Raw genomic sequence first — 16,943 nt, 5'->3', positions numbered from 1 at the left:
CGGCAAAGGCGCGGCGGGCGTCATCGCGCAGGAAATCCGTTTTCCCCGCGCGGCACTGGCGCTGATCATCGGCGCGGCGCTCGGCGGCAGTGGCGCGGCGCTGCAGGGGCTGTTCGTCAATCCGCTGGCCGAACCGGGCGTCACCGGCGTGACCTCGTGCGCCGGGCTCGGCGCCGTGGTGGCGATGTATTTCGGTCTCGTTGTCGCCAGCCCGCTGACCTTGCCGGCGTTTGCCATTGCCGGCGCGCTGATCGCCGCCGCGATCCTCTATGCCTTGTCGAAAAGCGGTGCTGGCGCCGTGGCGCTGGTATTGGCCGGCGTCGCGCTCGGCAGTTTCGCGACGGCCCTGACCGCGCTGGCGCTGTCCTTATCGGCCAATCCCTATGCCATGAGCGAAATGGTGCTGTGGATGATGGGCTCGCTCAAGGACCGCACCTTGAACGACCTTGCCTACGCCGCGCCGCTGGTCGCATTCGGCTTGGTGTTGCTGGGCTCGACCGGTCGCGGCCTCGATGCGCTGACCCTCGGCGAGGAGGCGGCCTTGTCGCTTGGCGTCAATGTCAAAGGCGTGCGCGGGCGCGTCGTGCTCGGCGTCGCATTGGCGACGGGCGCGGCGACGGCGGCGGCGGGGGCGGTGAGTTTCGTCGGCCTGATGGTGCCCCATCTTTTGCGGCCGCTGTTCGGCCACCAGCCGTCGCGGCTGATCGTGCCGTCGATGCTGGGCGGGGCGGTGATGGTGTCGGCGGCCGATGTCGCCCTGCGCCTGATCACGCCCGACGGCCAGTTGCTGCTTGGCGTCGTCACGGCGCTGCTGGGCGCGCCGTTCTTCCTGTGGCTGATCCTGAAACTGAGGCGGCGGGCATGAGCGTCGCGTTCGCAAATGTCTCGGTCTCGTTCGGCGCCCGCGCGGCGCTGACGGAGGTTTCGGCGCGGCTGGAGGCGGGTGCTGTTACCGGCATCATCGGTCCCAACGGTGCCGGCAAGACGACGCTGCTCCGCGCCGCGCTCGGGCTGCAGCCGCTGTCCGGCGGACGTGTGGATGTGCTGGGCAAGCCGCTGGCGGCGTGGCGGCGCGAGGCGCTGGCGCGGGCTATCGCCTATCTGCCGCAAGGCGGCGAGGCGCGCTGGCCGATGGCCGTGGAAGACGTGGTGCTGCTCGGCCGCCTGCCGCATCGCGGCTTCGGGGCGCCCGATCTGAAAGACCGGCTCGCGGTCGCGGAGGCGCTGGAACGCTGCGATGCCGGACTGTTCGCGCGCCGACGCATGGATGAACTCTCGGCTGGCGAGCGCGCTCGCGTATTGTTCGCAAGAGCGCTGGCGACCGGCGCCGCGGTGCTGATCGCCGACGAACCCGCCGCCTATCTCGATCCCAGCCATCAGCTGCGGTTGATGGAGTTGCTGCGCGAAGAAGCGCGCCGCGGCACCGCGGTCGCGGTCACGCTGCACGATCTGTCGCTTGCCGCGCGCCATTGCGACCGCGTGCTGGTGCTCAAGGACGGCCTCCTTGTCGCCGATGGGACACCAGCCGAGGCGTTCGCCGATGAGGTGCTGGCGGCGGTGTTCCAGATTGCGCGCGGACCCGATGCGTTGGGGTTGGGGGCGTTCCGCCGCCTCTGATCCGCCATTTTCGACGCCGTACAATCCCGCCGCTTTCGAGGGGGAGGCTCTCATGGCGGATACCATCGTGTCGCTGCGCCGGCGGCCGTTGTCGGTGTGGTTTTTGTGCCTTACCAACGGATTGGTGGCTGTGTTCCTGGTCGCGACGGCCATTGTTGCCGAACTGCGCGGCTACACCAGCTCCCAGGCCGCCTATTACGGCTTTTTCGGGCTGGGCATCAGCATCGCCGCGCATCTGACGTGGTTCGGCTATCGCTGGGGGCGGCTGCTGCTTTTGCTGCTGATGACGGTGTTTCTCGGCCTGATGATCGTCTATTCGATGTGGATCATCGCCTGGGGCATGGAACACGACGTGTTCAGCGAGGAGATTCGCAATGCGCTGCTGCGTGCCGGTTTGTCGCTTGTGTGGCTGGCGCTGAACTATATCCTGCTGTTCGGGAAACGAGCACGGATGTTCTTCGCATGACACTCAATGTTGCAGTAATCGGATACGGGTTCGGCGGGCGCGTCTACCACGCCGATCCGGTGGCGCGGACGGACGGTATGAAGCTGACGACCATCGTGTCGCGGCGGACGGAGGAAATCGCGCGGGCCCACCCCGGCGTTGTCGCGGTGGACGATCCCGAGGCGGTGTACACCGATCCTTCGATCGACCTGATCGCGATTTCGACGCCCAATACGGCGCATTTCGATCTTTGCGCGCGCGCGCTGAAGGCCGGCAAGCATGTGGTGGTCGACAAGCCGTTCACCGTCAACGGCGCCGAGGCGCGCGAACTCAAGAGGATCGCAGCCGAGACCGGCAAGCTTCTCACCGTCTTCCATAACTTCCGCTATTATTCCGACTACCTGGTGCTGAAGGCGTTGATCGACGACGGCGCGCTCGGCGACATCACCTATTTCGAGACCCATTTCGACCGCTGGTCGCCGGTGGTTCCCGATGCCTGGCGCGAAAAGCCCGGCGCCGGCACCGGCATGTGGTGGGATCTGGCGCCGCATCTGGTCGATCAGGCGCTGCAACTGTTCGGTCGTCCGCTTGGGGTGACGTGCGATCAGGCGATCCAGCGTCCCGGCGGCGGCGCCCCCGATTTCTTCCACGCGCTGCTGCGCTATGACAGGCTTCGCGTCGTGCTGACGAGCTGTCTGCTGGCGCCGGAGCAGGAACTGCGCTTCGTCGTCCATGGCACCAAGGCGAGCTTCGTCAAGTACGGCATCGACACCCGCGAAGGCCCCGACAAATGGCCGGGCACGCTCCACTTTCCGGACGGCACATCGAAGGCGGCGCCGACCGGCGTGGCCGACGGACGCGCGTTCTACATGGCGGTGCGCGACGCCATTCTCGGCAAGGCGCCGCAGCCGGTGACGCTCGACGAAGCCATCGCGGTGATGGACGTGCTCGAAGCGGGCGACGTCAGCGCGGCGCAGCGGCGCGAAGTCCCGCTGGCATGATCCGCGCGGGCGTGATCGGCTACGGTCTGGCGGGGCGTGTGTTTCACGCTCCGCTGATCGCGGCGACCGAAGGCATCGAACTCGCCGCCATCGTCTCCAGCCGTAGCGCGGAACTCGCCGCGGCGTGGCCGGACGTGGCGGTGCTCGCCGATCCTCAGGAGCTGTTCGCCGATCCCGCCATCGATCTCGTTGTGGTGGCGACGCCCAACGAGTCCCATTTCGACCTTGCGGCGCGGGCGCTTGCCGCCGGCAAGCATGTGGTGATCGACAAGCCGTTTGCGCTCACCGCCGCCGAGGCGCGGACGCTGATCGCCGAGGCGCGCGGCCGGCTGTTGACGGTGTTCCACAACCGGCGCTGGGACGGCGATTTCCTGACGCTGAAAAAGCTGCTGCACGACGGCACGCTTGGCACCGTCGCCTATATGGAATCGCGCTTCGACCTGTGGCGCCCCAGGGTGCAGGACCGCTGGCGCGAACGGGCCGGGCCGGCGAGCGGAACCTGGTACGATCTCGGGGCCCATCTGGTCGATCAGGCGCTGCAGCTGTTCGGCGATCCCATCGCCATCACCGCCGATCTCGCGGGCCGCCGTGACGGTGCTCAGACCACGGACTATTTCCACGTCGTGCTGCGCTATGCGTCCACCCGCGTCGTCGTTGCCGGCAATTCGCTGGCGCCCACGGCCGAGCGTTTTCGCGTTCACGGCACCGGCGCCAGCTTCATCAAGTGCGGCCTCGATCCGCAGCAGGGCGATCTGGCGGCCGGCCGCTCGCCGCACGATCCCGCCTATGGCCGCGAGCGCGATCCGGCCAGGCTGGTGCTCCCCGGCGGCGCTGAACACGACGTGCTCGTCGAGCCGGGGCGTTACGGCGCGTTCTACGGCAATGTGCGCGATGCCCTGCAAGGTGTTGCGCCGCTCGCGGTGACGGCTTCCCAAGCGCTGGCGGTGATGGAGCTGATCGAGGCGGGCGAGGACAGCGCGCGCCGGCACAGCGAAGTGGCGTGGCGCTCACCTTTGTGAGCCGTGCGTCTCAGCGTCACATAAGCCACTGGTGTAAGTGGTGGTTCTCCAAATGGTGGAAAGTTGAACAGGCGTGTTCACACAGCAAAACAATGCTGTGTTACTGCGCATTCTCGAGTAATCGGGCGTGTTTACGCTGCTCTGAGGGGTGCATTTCTCTTCTTCGGTGTATCTGATGCCGGATCGCATCTCCGGCGACGCACGAAATGCTGAACCAAGCCTCGGCTCGCGCGTTGCTCACCCGGAATTCGCGAAGATACCCAGCGCCCGACTCGTCATAAAGTTCCCGAAGAAGTCCCAGGTGCCGCCGCGCCAACGATGGATATCCGACGAATTCATTCATCGACGGGATTTGCCGGATGACGCAGGCGGATTATCTTGTTGCGCCTCTTTGAGGCGCAAATGTCTCTGAGAAAAAAATGAACTGCGCACAAAAGAATGAGATCACAATGAAATCCGCACAGGGGTCGGGATCGACAGACAGGCGAAAGCGTTCGCGCATGTTGGATGCCGAGGTTGGACAATCCATCCGTCAACATCGCAAGAACGCCAAGATGACTTTGCAAGGGTTGGCTGATCGGCTCGGCATCGCCTATCAGCAGGTGCAGAAGTACGAAACCGGCGTAAATCGCGTCGGTGCAGGGCGGTTGATGGAGATCGCCGAAATTCTTGCCATCCCGGTTGCGAGCTTCTTCGATGCTTCGCATGCACCGATCGAAGAGAGCGCCGCCGGCAGCGAATCCGAAGCCGCCGTGCAGGGCCGCCAGCTTATGGCGGTGTTCACGCGCATCAAGGATCCGCAGAAGCGCAAGACCGCGCTCGCGTATGTGCGGTCGTTGGCTGAGGGCGAATCACCGTAAACGCGACGACGGCCGGCTGCTGCAGCCGGCAAAGCAGACCGTGAGGGCTGGATTCGGCAGGGGCGTTTCCAGCACCTTCCTTAGAACAAGGTCGTCTGGCCGTCGTCCTTCTTGCGGGGTGGCGGTTTTTCGGCGTGCCGCATCGTCAGCTCGCGATCGGAGGGCTGCAGCACGGCTTTCAGCGCCGCGGGCGTCGCCGGCGTTTCGCCCAGCCACAGCGGCCAGTCCGCCGCCGCGATCATCGCCGGCATGCGATCGGTGATGGTGCCGATCAGCGGGTTCGGCGGCACCGTCACCATGGCAAAGCTGAGCAGCGATCCGCCATGCGGTTCACTCCAGCGCTCCCACACCACCGCGATGCCGATCGGGGCGCCGTCGTCCGGCGTCAGCACATGCTGCTCGGTCTTGGTCGGCGTGACCTCGCGGCCCTCGTTGAAACTGGTGACGGCGAGGATACCGCGGCGAGCGGCAAAGGCGGCGCGAAAGGCAGGCTTCTCATCCAGCGTCTCGGCGCGGGCGTGGATGTGCGGCTTCACCGCCGCGGGATCGCGCGCCCCCGGCGGCACCAGCCCCCAGCGCATCCGCACGCTGCGCCGCCTGCCGTCGCGCGCAATCACCGAAGCGAACCGCATCGGCGTCACCGTCTCGATGCCGTCGGGACGGATGGATGCCTGCAGATCGCCGATCTCGACCAGCGCACTCCAGGTCAACATCTGAGTGAATTTCCCGCACATGTCCGCTCACCCGGCCCGCACGAGAGGCGAGCGCGGGGTAGTTATAACGGCACCAGCATGGAAACCGAAGGAGGTGGTGACGCCGCGAGGGCTTGACGCGGCGCTCATGCGGAAGGGCGAGAGCTGCGCCAAACAAGTGGTGACGCTTGCTTAAGTTCGGTTCAAAGAAATCGCGCCTACGTCCGCAAAAAGATCGCCAGAGGCGGGTTTACGGCTGTGTTTTTCATGCAGTGTCTTGAGGCGGCGGGAGCGAAAGATCTGAGGCTTCATTTTGACTAGCTTCACGGTCCAGCATTTTGACGCCGATCTCTAACTTTTTAACCGCTTCCTGGGCCCGCTCAAGATATCCGTGGGCCTGTTCATGCACTTTTAGAGCTTCGGACTTCTTCTCAATCAAAAACTCGTTGAACTGCTCTAACTCGTCCACGAGTGCGCGAGCCTTGGTTTCCCATCTGTTTTGTCTCCGCCTGAGAAAGGCCAAAGCTCCTAACCAAAGCACGCCTAAAATGAAGACCTGTGCCACGGAGGTGATGATATCGTCTTTAGTGATGTGTATTTTCGTGCCGCCCATCATGGCAAAAAGACCAGATAACAACTTCCACAATGGACGTAACAGATAGACTACGACAGAATGAACGCCCCACGCAGCGGCCCCAAAAACCGCAATAAGCAACAGTATGTCCGCCCAAAACTTGCCGAAACGCTTCTCAAGCATTTCGACCAGCCGATCCAATCCATCCATGGTCTGGATTGTTACCCGAGTCCTTCCGCTGCGCCGAATCCTTACTCGCTGGCGCGCGCCCACACTTAATTGAGATTGGTTTGCGGCGTTTGGACCGTCAGCGCCGTTTGCGCCAACACACCGGCGTCGTGGCGACCCCGAGAGGACTCGAACCTCTGGCCCCCGGTTTAGGAAACCGGTGCTCTATCCTGCTGAGCTACGGGGTCTCGCCGGGAAATTGCCCGTTCGACCCGGTAAGTGCAAGGGTGCGCTCCAAGTTTGCGCCCCCAGCCCCGCCGGCATCGCCGCGAGCCGATTTGCGACAAATTCGGTCTTTTGCCGCATCGGGCTATCCCTGAAAACCCGCGTAGAACGGACGCCGGTCACGAAGCGGAGGTTGCGGTGCGGAAAATAGCAGCTTGGGCAGTTCTGTCGGCCGTGCTTCTTGCCGGCGCGGCGTCGGGTGCGAACGCTGCGCTGCCCCGGTACGGCGTCTTCGATTACGGCAAGCTCTGTACTTCGAAGGAGAGCGGCGACATCGATGGTTACAGGATCATCGTGATCCGCGAACCGGAGGGTGATTATGTCGTGTTTGAAGAAGCCGCCGGCGCCCTGTCGTTGCCGCTCGCCGATGTGCCGGTGATCGACGCGCACACGTCGAAAATCTCATTCCAGCTGTATTCCAAAAATCCCAATGCCGAGCCCATGCGTTTCGAGGGGCAAATGTCGGCGGAGGCGCTGGTCGGCACGCTGCAGTGGCGCGGCGGCGCCGCCGGGAAAACGGACCTGTCGCTGCCCCGCGCCAATCACGCCGACATGACCACCGGCTGCCATTAGCGGCGCCCGCCCTTCCCACGGACAGGCGGCGACGCGCGCGGCCTCAGGCGAAGTTTGCGCCGCCGGGCCGGGGGCGATAACCTTGCGGCTGTGGAGGGACGATGGTTCGGACAATTTCCCTGCTGGCCGCTGTGGTGGTGGCGAGTGCGCCTGCTTTTGCCGATACCGCCGACTCCGGCGTGCTGACCGAGCTTGCCGCCTGCCGCGGCCTCGGCGATGCCGCCCGTCTGGCCTGTTTCGACCGCGTCCTGGCGCGCCACGCGGCGCCGGCCACTGCATCGTCTTCGGCCGCCCCGGTGGTGGCCGCCCCGGCGCCCAGTTTCGGCGGCGAGCGCCTCCCCGATGCCACCCGTCCGCCCGAGCCGGAGGCGATGACCGCCACGGTTGCATCGGTGAACTACAACGCCTTCCAGCAATTCACGGTGACACTCGACAACGGGCAGGTCTGGCGCCAGCTCGAGTCCGACACCCCGGTGGCGCGCTTTGCTGCCGCCGCTACCGTCAAGATTTCCCGCGGGTTCCTCGACAGCTACAGCCTGTCGGTGGAGGGCGCGTGGGGCACATTCAAAGTCAAACGGATCAAGTGAAGGGCTGAGGAGGGATCATGCGCATCCACGTTTTCGCAGGGCTCGTTGCTGCCATCGCCGTCACGGCGGCGGCCGCGGCGGGACCGAATCTGGAATTCTCTGTCGGCCTGTGCGCCGCCAAGACCAACGCCAAGGCCCGGCTGGCCTGCTACGACGCCATCGCCGCCCAGCTGAAGGTGGGAGCCCCCGTCGCCGCCGCGGCGCCAGTAGCGCCAGCACCGGTTGCGCCGATTGCGGCTGCGCCTGCTGCGCCGCCGCCAGTTGTGGCTGCTCCCGTTGCGCCGCCGCCAGTTGCGCCGCCGCCAGTTGCGGCAGCGCCCGTTGCGCCGGTAGCCGCCGCGCCAGCCGCTGCGGCGCCCGTCATTCAGACCGAAGCGCAATTCGGCGCCGAGAATCTCGGCAAGCCTGAGCGCCAGGCTGCCGGCCAGCCCGAGGAAATCGATGCCATCAAGGGCTCCATCGCCACGCTCAGCTATCTGCCGAACGGCCGCGCGCTGATCACCCTGAGCAATGGCCAAGTCTGGCGCCAGATCGACGGCGACAGCGAGCATTTCCGGGGCAAGAACGGCGAACTCGCCACCGTCGAGCGCGGGATTTTCGGCAGCTACAATCTGACCGTTGAAGGCCACAATCAGATGATCAAGGTTCAGCGCGTCCGCTGAGCGTCGGCACAACAGAACGCCGCGCGGGGGAGCCCTTCGCGCGGCGTTTTCGTATTCAGTGCGCCGCCTGCCATGATTTCCACAGGTCGGCGACATCAGCACCGTGCAGGCGCCACCAGCCGGCATCGACCTGGAACGCGGTGGCGAAATGCGCCGTCGGCAGATACGGCATCATGTCGACGTGCAGTTCCGGCTGCGGCTGCACGTAGGCGAGGGCGCTCTTGCGCGCCGGGCCGTACGGCACCCAGCTCGACATTTTGCCGAGAACCTCCGAGCGCGTGGCGAAACGCACGAAATCCATCGCCCGCTTGGCTTTCGGATTGCCGCGCGGAATGCCGAAAACCTCCAATTGATAAAGCTGGCGATCCCAAATGATGCGCAAATTCAGCCGTTCCGAGGTCGAATCCTTGTTGGCGTCGAACACCGCCCAGTTGGGCAGCGAGGCAAAGGCGGCGCGGCCGTCGTCGAGCATGGCGGCGGCATCGGCGGCGCTGTCGTACCAGACGATTTCGCCTTTCAGGGTGTCGAGCTTGGCGAGCGCGCGGGCAATGCCTTGAGGATGCGACAGCACTTCGTAGACATCCTTAGGCGCCACGCCGTCGGCGAGCAGTGCCATTTCGAGTGTCAGCTTGGCGCTGGCGCGCGGCAGTGCCCGCTTGCCCGGGAAGCGTTTGACATCGAAGAAATCGGTCATCGCGTTCGGCTCGGCGCCGCCGGACTTCACCGCAATCACCTGGCTGTAGACCGTGGAGGCGACCCAGCACGGTCCGATCGCGCCGGGCACGAAATCGATCGCCGCCGCGGTACCGTCGGGCGAGGCGGGGAGGTCGGAGGTGTCGAGCTTTTCCAGCAATCCCGACTGGCAGGCCGCCACCGCATCGGGCAGTTCGAGATCGACCGCATCCCAGGCGTAGGTCTTGTTCGCCACCTGATCGGCCAGTTCCTTGGTGCCGCCGTTGTAGGAGGCGAACAGCGTGTCGACGCCGCTGACCGCCCCGAACGCCACGATCTGGGCCGAGCGTTGCGCGTGGCCGTAATCGCCTTCCCAGGTCGCGACCGTCAGCACCGGCTTGGGCGCAGTCAGACTGAGATAGGCGACGGTGATGCCCGCCAGCGTCACGACAGCGCCGAACAATGCCGGCACGCGCCATTTCTTCATTTCAAGCCTCAATGAATCCCGAACATCTGTTTCAGTCGATCGGTCGTGGTTTTCTTCTTGCCGTTCTGCCCGTCCTTGTTGGGGGCGAACAGTCCGTCCACCATTCCCCCTACCATGCCGGCAAGGTCGGGCGCGTAGTGCAGCTTGTCCCAGGAGCCGCGGATGTGGAAGGGGACGCCGAGGCCGAGCGTGCCGTAGCCGGCTTGCGGCCGCACGCGAAAATCGATGCCGCGGTTGCCGAGATCGATCGCGCCTTTGCCGGTCATCTGCACCACCGGTCCGGCGAGGTGGAAATCCTCCGTCCGCATCACGCCGCCGGCGATGGTGAAGCTGGCACCCATGTCGCTGAACGAGGTCGACGCGACCGTGCCGGTGGCGTTGCCGCCGAGTGCCGTCTGCACCGTCCGCGCCACGACGCCGAGATCGACACCCTTGAAGCGGCCGTCGCTGCCGGTCAGCGCGCCTTTGCCCGAGAGCGAATGCAGGATCGCGTCGGGGCTTCGTCCCGCCATGCGGATGTCGAGGCTGAGTGCGCCGATACCTTCGATCTGGTCGAGACCGACTGTGTCGCGCAACAGCGGATTGAGCTGCACGCCCTTGAGGTCGATGGAGTTGGCGAACTGCGGCACCGCTGTGCGCACATCGATGACGAGATGCGCCTTGCCGCCGCCGCCATAGAGGCTGATCTGGTCGAGCAGGACGGTGGCGACGCCGTCGCGGTTTTCGATCCGGAGCACCGTGCGGCCGAGGTGCAGGCCCTGAACCCGCAGCGCGCCCGTGGTCAGCGCCAGGGTGCCGTTGAATTCCTTGACCAGCGCCAGACTGATCGGCTTGCGGCTCCAGCCGGCTTGTTGCGGCGCCGCCGGCTCATCCGATTTGCCGCCCTTGAGATACGGATTGAGGTCGAGATGATCGACCGTCAGGGCGCCATCAAGCACCGGTACGGCGGGGCGGGCATCGATCGCAAGCCGCCCGGTCATGTTTTGGCCGTCGAGCGTGGCCTTGAGATTTTCGAACTGGGAGACCTTGTCCTTGCTCGCGATCTGTCCCGACAGCGACAGGCCCTTCAGCCCGCCCGCCGGCAACTTGGTGCCGAACCATGCCGCCAGATCGTGGAAATCCGGACTGGTGAGCGTGATGTCGGCGTCGGTTTCGCCGCTCGGCAGCATCTGGCCCTTGAGCGCGGCATGCACCAGATCGGCGTCGGCCTTGAATTCGAATTGGGTCGTGCCCGAGCCGAGGAAGGTCGCCAGTGTCTCCAGCCGAGCCGCCACCGTCAGCTTCTTGCCGGCCATGGTCATGTCGCCGCTGGCGCTGATCGGCTGATCGGCGGTGGTGATCGCGATGTCGATGTTGACGTGTTCCAGCGCGCGATGGGTGCCGGTCTTGGCGTTGTCGTAGCTGATGCGGCCATCGCTGACCGCAATGCCCGAGAAAGTCGTGCCGGCGGGCAGCGTCAGGGTGCCCTTCTTGGTCTCGCCGGTCGCCGTCGCGGTCGTTTTGCCGAATTTCCAGTTGGGGTTGCCCTCGGCGTCGACTTCGAGCGCGATGGTCGGCTGGTCGAGCACGATTTTGTCGAGCGCGACATGGCCGGACAAGAGCGGCAGCACCTTCAGCGACAGATCGATATCGCCGACCGAGACCATCACCGCCGCGCGTCCGCCCGGCACGTTGGCAAGGGTGACTTCCTTGGCCTTGAGACCGAAATGGGGGAAGAAGGTCAAGCGCACCGGCCCGTCGATCTTGAAGACGCGGCCCGTCGCCTTGCCGGCGGCGGTTTCGATCCGGCTGCGGTAGCTGTCGACCGGAATGACGTACGGCAGGACCACCGCGGCAATCGCCACGCCGGCGGCGAGCGATCCCGCCCAGATCAGAACTTTGCGCAAGCGCCTGTTCATGCTCCGACACCCCCTGGCGACGGGGCGATCATAGCCCGGTTGGGCGGCAGCGCTACCGTTCTGGCTGTGTCGCGGCCCGGAACCCTCCCCCCAAGAGATGTCGCAGGGTCGAACGGCTTGCATTTGGCGCCCGCCGCCCCTAGTTTCCGGCCCCCGACGTGCAGGCGTAGCTCAGTTGGTTAGAGCGCCGGATTGTGGATCCGGAGGTCGGTTGTTCAACTCAACCCGCCTGTACCACAGACTTTCTCCTTTAAAATAAAGTACTTATTGTAAATCCGGGGCGCTCGTTGCGCCTCGCTTTTCGTTTCATGGCATCACACCGGAAAACCACGTTTTACGGGCTTTTACAGCGCTGCCATAAACCTCCGAGCGCCACGGGAGCGCCACGGCGATGCAGATTCGTTCGCGGCGGAATCAGATCATTCGCTCTACGCCGCGCGCCCGTTCGCGGTCGGCATCTTCGTCGGGCCAGAGGTGGCCGTAGGTATCGAGCGTCATCTTGAGTGTGGCGTGTCCGATCAGCTTCTGTAGCCGTTTTGGCGTGACGCCCTGCTCGATCTGCAGGGAGGCATAGACGTGGCGCAGCATGTGCACGCCAAACGCCGGCATTTTGAAGTCGGCGTAGGAGATTGACGCCGCCCGGATATGGGCGTCGACCGGCTCTGCCGTGACGAGGCCGCAACGGTTCATGAGTGGGACCCAGAACCAGGCGCGAAACCCTGACTTGGACCAAATTGTTCCGGTGGTCCCAGGAAATGCGTACTGAGGCGGAGCTGGGGGTGTCGGCCGTCCGCCTTCGGAATCTTCGGCCTTTGCCACTGGCGCTTTCATGAGCCACAGGCGAAGCGCCTGGGCCGTGTCCGTGCCAAGATCAACATCACGGCGTCCGGCCCTACTCTTGACCGGTCCGATCTTGTTGTAGCGATCGGCACGCTGCACAATCGACAGCCTAGGCCGCTCGCCCCGGAGGTGGCATTCCCGGCGCGCCAGGCCGCGCAGCTCCGACATGCGGAGCCCACCGAACATGAGGACACGAACCACGGCGGAGGCCCGGCCCGTCCTGTCGAACTCGGCCGCGGCGTCGAGCAGGGCTTTGAGGTCCTCCTTCGATGGGAGTTTGAACGGCGCGGCCTCACCAACCTCGGGCCGCCGGCTCCGTTTCACCTCGGCGTCGCGGGCTGGGTTGGTTCCCAGGTAGCCGATCTTTGATCCGTGCTTGCAGATCTGCGAAAGGGTGGTGCGGATCTTCGCCGCGGGCTTTGCACCGATCCTGGCAATGAGGCGGTGCAGGTAAAGCTGTATCTCGGGCGTCCCAAGCGAGGAGCATTTCGTTCCGGCGAGTTCGGCGTCCGACAGGATGTGGTTGTTGACGTGGTTGCGCAGCATGTCGAGATAGCTGCGCTCGAGCTCGCCCTGACCGACGAGCATCTCGATGTGCTCGAGATAGGCTTTCGCCATGACCCGGAACGCAGCAGACGACGACGGCCGCTTGCCCTCGATCTCGACCCGCTTGGCGTTGGCCTCGCGCGACGTGTCGTACATCTCGGATGCGCGCCGGCCCGACGCGTCGGTCCAGACGGTCTGCCAGCGGACTTTCCCGCTGGGGAGGGCACGTTTACGGACGTATGCCATGGCTCAACTCTCGCCGGGGCGCTCATTCCCGGCCTAGGCCCTGGCTTGAGTCAAGGTTTCTGGCGCCTTTAGGGCGGCCACAATCTCGGATTTAAAGGCGTAGATGCCGATTCCTGTGAGTTTTCTGATTGGCAAGGACCGGCACGTCCTGGCGTGCCGCACCTGCCGCACCGTCCAGGCCGGACCCAGACTCGACAGGAAGTCGGCGATCTGCTGCGGTCCGTGCAACATGTCGGCGGAATCACTGGCGGCAATTGTGGTGCGGGCGGTCATGTCAGAGCTCCGAACAGATCTCCGTAGGCCGGCACTTTGGCGGGCGCCGGTGGGTCGGTAGTGGGGATTGGTTCTGCGGTGGCATCGCAGGTGATGATTCCGAGCTCGGCAGCGCGATCGGCGAGGACGCGCAGATTCATCGGCTGCACCCGGTCGGCCGCTTTCATGACTTCGACGTCGTCTGGGTGGATCTCCAACTGGCGCAGCATCTCGCTACGCGTTCCGCCGGCGCCATCGATGACGATCCAAACAGACTCGAACTTCGGTCGGCACGCGGTGCAGGCGACGATTGTGTAGATGTCGTCAGACATTGGGGATGACCTCGCGCGTTTCCCAGTGCCGGCACGCCGGGCTCTTGACCTTGACGTCCGTACCATTGCCGCCGGTCCAGGCGGCGAGCCGCTGCGTCACGGGTTGCCGCCTTCTGCTTCGCTGCGGCGGCGCGCGCCTTCTTTATGTTGGTGGGAAGCTTAGGCATGTTCGTGCGTCCCGTGCGGGTGGTCGGGGCAGTGGTCGACGTCCCGGCCGACGCTAACCGCGCACCGATCGCACAGAGGTTTGTCACAAGTCTTGCCGGTGCCGGCAGCTGATGGCGCAGGGAAGTCGCAGAGCTTTGTCGACGGGCGGCCGCAGAATGCACAGGGCGGCGGTGCCTTGCGCCGTCCACGCGAGCAAACGATTGCTGTCGTTCCGTCGTTCGGTTTTACCGTGGTGCAGGGCATTACGCGGCCCTCCACACGACTTCACAGATTGCCAGCCCTCGGCGTTGGAGCCTACGAAGACCGTTCTGCACGGCCTTGTGCGACGCCTTCATTTCTCCAGCCAGTCTGATCGATGCCCATCCACTTCCTTGACGCAGCGTTTCAAGGAGCCGGCGATCAAAATCCGGCCGCAGGTCACACGAGTTTAGCGCCAGGGCCATCACGCCGCCTCCTGAGCCTGCTTCCAGGCCTCGACGATCTGGTTGAACTTCGCCGCGTCACCGCCGTGGTCTGGGTGCGCCTGCTTCACCAGTGCGAGATAGGCGGCTTTAGCCGTGGCGAGCGTTGCCTTTTCGCTGATACCAAGGACCTTCCAGTAAGGCGGGGGCAGCGCGCCATTCGCGTCGGTCGGCGGCGGCAAGCTGGCATAGGCTTGGGTCATGTCAGGCCGCCTTCTTCTTGGGCACCGGAACCGCGCGCACGAGATAGCGGCCGTCATCGGCGTCGATAGCCGTTATCTCGACAGTCCGGCTCTTCAGAGAAAGCGCACGTTGAAACGTCACCGTGCATTTCTCGCCGTTGCGCATCCCGTAATTGCTCGCCCATTCTTCGATGGAATAGATTGGCTCTTCGAGATTCTCGTCATCCCAAAGCATCGTTGCTCCGCAAAGCGCCTCGACGATCGCGCAAACGAAACGAAGCCGCGCCTTAGCGATCGCCCGCCGAACTTCCCACCACTTCGGAAAAACCACTTTTCGCATCACGCGGCCCTCTTCTTAGCTGCGGCCGACTTCTTCGCCTTGACCTTGGCATCCTGGGCGGCGATCGCGGATTCGAGCGGCGTCGGCGCAACGTATTTCGACGTGCGCAGCGCAGGTGGGAGCCAGCCGGTCAATTTGACGGCCGCGATCGCATCTTCGATCAATCTTGCGCCCGGCGCGATCTCGGCTTCGTTCCTGGCGTCCTCGCCGAGGGCCTCCGCGATCACGCCAAGGACATAACGCTTCGAAGCGCCATCGAAATAGATTTTCGGGTCAAACTTCTTCGCGACGGCCTTCTGAAAGCTGTCCTCCCCGATGATTGACATGACGATCGGGGCGACCGATCCATCCTCGTCGAGCTGCATTCCTTCGCTGAGGTGCCCGGCGGCTCGCTTCAAGAGTTCGGTGGGCGACATCTGCGCGAATTCAGCGTAGAGCTTGTCGAACGGCTTGGCGCTGGTTTTGTAAGTCGAATTGATCTCGTCCGCGTGGAACGGGTCGGTCCAATTTCCGCGCTCCAGGGACGCCAAAAACAGCGCAAATAGTTCCTTCGGGTGATCCTCGATGAGTTCTGCCGCGGCTTCGCCGACGCAGGTATCGACGTGCTGGTCTGCCTCATTCGTGGTGTCGCGCTGCTGTTGTGTCTGCCCCTGGAGGCTCGTCGCCGCTTTGGGGTTGCCGTCATCGGCTTTTCGGATAAGCCCTATATCGTAGTGCAGCGTGCCGTCGTCATTGACCGACACGATGACGCCTGACCTGACCTTCTGCTGCTTGGTCGCGCCGGCGAGCAGCGCCTTCGCCTCGATACGCTTGAGCTCAGCCTTTAGCGATTCCTCTTCGGCATCGATCTCGGCGATGTAATCGGAATCGTTGTATTCGGCGTCGAAACTAATGTCTTCGATCTCCGCCAATCGCTTCTCGATCTCGGCCTGGCGGATCATTTCAGAAGCCAGTGGTTCTGCCTTAATCTTCGCCTGGCCGTACCCATGGTGCGTGTTGTTATTCTTCATGCGGCCCTCAGTCCAGGACCAGCCGTCCATATCCAGGGCGAAAATTATCTCGCCCATCTTGTCCTTCGCCAGCTTCTTGAGCAGCTTCATGTCCTTGACCACGCCGCCCTGGCCGAAGAAGTCCTCGGTAACCACGCCACCGGCATCGCGATAGGCGTCGGCGCCGACAAACCCGAGGAGCCGCTTCATTTCTGGCTCTTTCTTGTTGGTCAGCTTCTGGCGCAGATTCCTGATGTCGATCTCATGGTGGCCGTTGTGCGCCCACTGCCACTGCGTCTTGGCCCAGAGCAGGGCGTCGTTCTGCGCCTCATGATCGTCCGTGATCGCAAAGACCTCAATCGCCTCCCGCTTGAGTAGGCCAGCCCGCCAATCGGCGAGGACATCGGCCGATAGCCTGGTGCCCAATGCAATGTACTGCTGGGCGGCGCGGACCGTGACGCCGTGCTGAGCCGCGATCTCATCGACCGGGCGATCGGCGGCGAGCGTGGCGAACGTGGCGGCCAGGTCGGCCGGGTGCATCGGGACGGCCTTGTTGTCTGCCCATGATTTCGAAAGTGCTTCGGTCACTGAGATGTGGCCGAAGTCCTTGATCTCGATCGGGTGAGATTTGGGTAAGTCGCCGCGCTCGATCAGGCGGGTATAGGCGATGCGCCGGCGCCCGCCGCCGAACACATAGTAGAGGCCCGGCGTCGACGAGTGGGTCGCGACCAGGAAGGGCCGCAGCTGTCCGTCGTGATCGGGCAGGAGGCTGACGGCCAGCTCCTCGATCTCGGCGTCGGTGTAGTGCTGACGGGCGTTGATGTTTCCGTCCGGATATTCCTGGCCCGGCCTCAGCTGGTCGATGGTGGCTGTCGATGTCATGTAATTCCCCTTCCTCTATTCGGTAGCTTGTGGTTCTTGACGCCGCATTGGGCGGTGTATCCTGTTGAACCCGCGGGATTGAAGTTTTCGGCCATCGGGCCACACGGGACGAGTAGACTGGCGTGTCGGCTCGCCCTCGTGTTCTTCTGGACCTCGGTCTTCATC

At 64.3% G+C, this 16,943-nt stretch carries 20 protein-coding genes and 2 tRNA genes; 11 read left to right on the top strand and 11 right to left on the bottom strand.

The window, feature by feature from the left end; genetic code table 11:
• From AC1P6P_RS14440 to AC1P6P_RS14415, 6 genes are all read left to right on the top strand, one after another.
• Positions 1 to 865: FecCD family ABC transporter permease (locus tag AC1P6P_RS14440; RefSeq protein WP_481403140.1), on the top strand; the 865-nt coding region annotated here is incomplete at its 5' end.
• On the top strand, positions 862 to 1,617 hold the full coding sequence (locus AC1P6P_RS14435) for an ABC transporter ATP-binding protein (RefSeq protein ID WP_481403139.1): 756 nt from the start codon (positions 862 to 864) through the stop codon (positions 1,615 to 1,617). The genes AC1P6P_RS14440 and AC1P6P_RS14435, both read left to right, overlap by 4 nt.
• Positions 1,618 to 1,669: 52 nt before the next feature.
• Positions 1,670 to 2,083 (top strand): hypothetical protein, encoded by a 414-nt coding sequence (locus tag AC1P6P_RS14430; protein ID WP_481403138.1) that lies wholly within the window; start codon positions 1,670 to 1,672, stop codon positions 2,081 to 2,083.
• Positions 2,080 to 3,063: a Gfo/Idh/MocA family protein gene (locus tag AC1P6P_RS14425; protein ID WP_481403137.1), complete on the top strand. Its 984-nt coding sequence runs from the start codon at positions 2,080 to 2,082 to the stop codon at positions 3,061 to 3,063. The genes AC1P6P_RS14430 and AC1P6P_RS14425 overlap by 4 nt, the downstream gene beginning before the upstream one ends.
• The gene (locus tag AC1P6P_RS14420; RefSeq protein WP_481403136.1) at positions 3,060 to 4,082 is read left to right on the top strand and encodes an oxidoreductase; all 1,023 of its coding nucleotides are present in this window, start codon (positions 3,060 to 3,062) and stop codon (positions 4,080 to 4,082) included. Before AC1P6P_RS14425 ends, AC1P6P_RS14420 begins: the two co-directional genes overlap by 4 nt.
• A gap of 500 nt (positions 4,083 to 4,582) precedes the next feature.
• A complete protein-coding gene (locus tag AC1P6P_RS14415) occupies positions 4,583 to 4,942 on the top strand; it encodes a helix-turn-helix domain-containing protein (RefSeq protein WP_481403135.1) in 360 nt (119 codons plus the stop codon).
• A gap of 80 nt (positions 4,943 to 5,022) precedes the next feature.
• Here AC1P6P_RS14415 and AC1P6P_RS14410 read toward each other — a convergent pair whose 3' ends face one another.
• Entirely contained in the window at positions 5,023 to 5,676 is a 654-nt protein-coding gene (locus tag AC1P6P_RS14410) for an SOS response-associated peptidase (RefSeq protein WP_481403134.1), read from the bottom strand.
• A 123-nt stretch (positions 5,677 to 5,799) separates the two neighbouring features.
• Here AC1P6P_RS14410 and AC1P6P_RS14405 point away from each other — a divergent pair, with 123 nt between their 5' ends.
• A complete protein-coding gene (locus tag AC1P6P_RS14405; protein ID WP_481403141.1) occupies positions 5,800 to 5,955 on the top strand; it encodes a DUF6471 domain-containing protein in 156 nt (51 codons plus the stop codon).
• Here AC1P6P_RS14405 and AC1P6P_RS14400 read toward each other — a convergent pair.
• Complete coding sequence (locus AC1P6P_RS14400) at positions 5,900 to 6,418, bottom strand: hypothetical protein (protein ID WP_481403133.1); 519 nt, start codon at positions 6,416 to 6,418, stop codon at positions 5,900 to 5,902. The genes AC1P6P_RS14405 and AC1P6P_RS14400 overlap by 56 nt on opposite strands.
• A gap of 129 nt (positions 6,419 to 6,547) precedes the next feature.
• Positions 6,548 to 6,624: transfer RNA gene (locus tag AC1P6P_RS14395), tRNA-Arg, on the bottom strand.
• Positions 6,625 to 6,835: 211 nt separating this feature from the next.
• Here AC1P6P_RS14395 and AC1P6P_RS14390 point away from each other — a divergent pair.
• From AC1P6P_RS14390 to AC1P6P_RS14380, 3 genes are all read left to right on the top strand, one after another.
• Positions 6,836 to 7,234 (top strand): hypothetical protein, encoded by a 399-nt coding sequence (locus tag AC1P6P_RS14390; RefSeq protein WP_481403132.1) that lies wholly within the window; start codon positions 6,836 to 6,838, stop codon positions 7,232 to 7,234.
• A 101-nt stretch (positions 7,235 to 7,335) separates the two neighbouring features.
• On the top strand, positions 7,336 to 7,821 hold the full coding sequence (locus AC1P6P_RS14385; protein WP_481403131.1) for a hypothetical protein: 486 nt from the start codon (positions 7,336 to 7,338) through the stop codon (positions 7,819 to 7,821).
• A 17-nt stretch (positions 7,822 to 7,838) separates the two neighbouring features.
• Positions 7,839 to 8,483, top strand: a complete 645-nt coding sequence (locus AC1P6P_RS14380) for a hypothetical protein (RefSeq protein WP_481403130.1) — start codon at positions 7,839 to 7,841, stop codon at positions 8,481 to 8,483.
• A gap of 55 nt (positions 8,484 to 8,538) precedes the next feature.
• Here the strand turns inward: AC1P6P_RS14380 and AC1P6P_RS14375 are convergent, their stop codons facing one another.
• The gene (locus AC1P6P_RS14375) at positions 8,539 to 9,642 is read right to left on the bottom strand and encodes an extracellular solute-binding protein (RefSeq protein WP_481403129.1); all 1,104 of its coding nucleotides are present in this window, start codon (positions 9,640 to 9,642) and stop codon (positions 8,539 to 8,541) included.
• Between the two features lie 8 nt (positions 9,643 to 9,650).
• Complete coding sequence (locus AC1P6P_RS14370; RefSeq protein WP_481403128.1) at positions 9,651 to 11,540, bottom strand: AsmA family protein; 1,890 nt, start codon at positions 11,538 to 11,540, stop codon at positions 9,651 to 9,653.
• Between the two features lie 160 nt (positions 11,541 to 11,700).
• Here AC1P6P_RS14370 and AC1P6P_RS14365 point away from each other — a divergent pair.
• Positions 11,701 to 11,777: transfer RNA gene (locus AC1P6P_RS14365), tRNA-His, on the top strand.
• A gap of 177 nt (positions 11,778 to 11,954) precedes the next feature.
• Here AC1P6P_RS14365 and AC1P6P_RS14360 read toward each other — a convergent pair.
• The 6 genes from AC1P6P_RS14360 to AC1P6P_RS14335 all read right to left on the bottom strand — a co-directional run bounded on the left by AC1P6P_RS14360 (position 11,955) and on the right by AC1P6P_RS14335 (position 16,778).
• On the bottom strand, positions 11,955 to 13,172 hold the full coding sequence (locus tag AC1P6P_RS14360) for a tyrosine-type recombinase/integrase (RefSeq protein WP_481403127.1): 1,218 nt from the start codon (positions 13,170 to 13,172) through the stop codon (positions 11,955 to 11,957).
• Between the two features lie 33 nt (positions 13,173 to 13,205).
• Positions 13,206 to 13,445, bottom strand: a complete 240-nt coding sequence (locus AC1P6P_RS14355) for a hypothetical protein (RefSeq protein ID WP_481403126.1) — start codon at positions 13,443 to 13,445, stop codon at positions 13,206 to 13,208.
• Positions 13,442 to 13,756 (bottom strand): hypothetical protein, encoded by a 315-nt coding sequence (locus AC1P6P_RS14350; protein WP_481403125.1) that lies wholly within the window; start codon positions 13,754 to 13,756, stop codon positions 13,442 to 13,444. Before AC1P6P_RS14350 ends, AC1P6P_RS14355 begins: the two co-directional genes overlap by 4 nt.
• A gap of 610 nt (positions 13,757 to 14,366) precedes the next feature.
• A complete protein-coding gene (locus tag AC1P6P_RS14345) occupies positions 14,367 to 14,588 on the bottom strand; it encodes a J domain-containing protein (protein WP_481403124.1) in 222 nt (73 codons plus the stop codon).
• Between the two features lies 1 nt (position 14,589).
• Positions 14,590 to 14,907 (bottom strand): hypothetical protein, encoded by a 318-nt coding sequence (locus tag AC1P6P_RS14340; RefSeq protein ID WP_481403123.1) that lies wholly within the window; start codon positions 14,905 to 14,907, stop codon positions 14,590 to 14,592.
• On the bottom strand, positions 14,907 to 16,778 hold the full coding sequence (locus AC1P6P_RS14335; protein ID WP_481403122.1) for a hypothetical protein: 1,872 nt from the start codon (positions 16,776 to 16,778) through the stop codon (positions 14,907 to 14,909). Before AC1P6P_RS14335 ends, AC1P6P_RS14340 begins: the two co-directional genes overlap by 1 nt.
• Positions 16,779 to 16,943 lie beyond the last annotated feature (165 nt).

The sequence above is a fragment of the Rhizomicrobium sp. genome, from assembly GCF_056722145.1.
The sequence above is the reverse complement of the archived record's forward strand: the minus strand, read 5'-3'. Positions and strand labels throughout refer to the sequence as shown.

Bases quoted from the DNA above. Each gene is read 5' to 3' on its own strand.
- AC1P6P_RS14435 (WP_481403139.1), top strand. From the start codon at position 862: ATGAGCGTCGCGTTCGCAAATGTCTCGGTCTCGTTCGGCGCCCGCGCG.
- AC1P6P_RS14430 (WP_481403138.1), top strand. From the start codon at position 1,670: ATGGCGGATACCATCGTGTCGCTGCGCCGGCGGCCGTTGTCGGTGTGG.
- AC1P6P_RS14425 (WP_481403137.1), top strand. From the start codon at position 2,080: ATGACACTCAATGTTGCAGTAATCGGATACGGGTTCGGCGGGCGCGTC.
- AC1P6P_RS14420 (WP_481403136.1), top strand. From the start codon at position 3,060: ATGATCCGCGCGGGCGTGATCGGCTACGGTCTGGCGGGGCGTGTGTTT.
- AC1P6P_RS14415 (WP_481403135.1), top strand. From the start codon at position 4,583: ATGTTGGATGCCGAGGTTGGACAATCCATCCGTCAACATCGCAAGAAC.
- AC1P6P_RS14410 (WP_481403134.1), bottom strand. From the start codon at position 5,676: ATGTGCGGGAAATTCACTCAGATGTTGACCTGGAGTGCGCTGGTCGAG.
- AC1P6P_RS14400 (WP_481403133.1), bottom strand. From the start codon at position 6,418: ATGGATGGATTGGATCGGCTGGTCGAAATGCTTGAGAAGCGTTTCGGC.
- AC1P6P_RS14385 (WP_481403131.1), top strand. From the start codon at position 7,336: ATGGTTCGGACAATTTCCCTGCTGGCCGCTGTGGTGGTGGCGAGTGCG.
- AC1P6P_RS14380 (WP_481403130.1), top strand. From the start codon at position 7,839: ATGCGCATCCACGTTTTCGCAGGGCTCGTTGCTGCCATCGCCGTCACG.
- AC1P6P_RS14375 (WP_481403129.1), bottom strand. From the start codon at position 9,642: ATGAAGAAATGGCGCGTGCCGGCATTGTTCGGCGCTGTCGTGACGCTG.
- AC1P6P_RS14370 (WP_481403128.1), bottom strand. From the start codon at position 11,540: ATGAACAGGCGCTTGCGCAAAGTTCTGATCTGGGCGGGATCGCTCGCC.
- AC1P6P_RS14360 (WP_481403127.1), bottom strand. From the start codon at position 13,172: ATGGCATACGTCCGTAAACGTGCCCTCCCCAGCGGGAAAGTCCGCTGG.
- AC1P6P_RS14355 (WP_481403126.1), bottom strand. From the start codon at position 13,445: ATGACCGCCCGCACCACAATTGCCGCCAGTGATTCCGCCGACATGTTG.
- AC1P6P_RS14350 (WP_481403125.1), bottom strand. From the start codon at position 13,756: ATGTCTGACGACATCTACACAATCGTCGCCTGCACCGCGTGCCGACCG.
- AC1P6P_RS14345 (WP_481403124.1), bottom strand. From the start codon at position 14,588: ATGACCCAAGCCTATGCCAGCTTGCCGCCGCCGACCGACGCGAATGGC.
- AC1P6P_RS14340 (WP_481403123.1), bottom strand. From the start codon at position 14,907: ATGCGAAAAGTGGTTTTTCCGAAGTGGTGGGAAGTTCGGCGGGCGATC.
- AC1P6P_RS14335 (WP_481403122.1), bottom strand. From the start codon at position 16,778: ATGACATCGACAGCCACCATCGACCAGCTGAGGCCGGGCCAGGAATAT.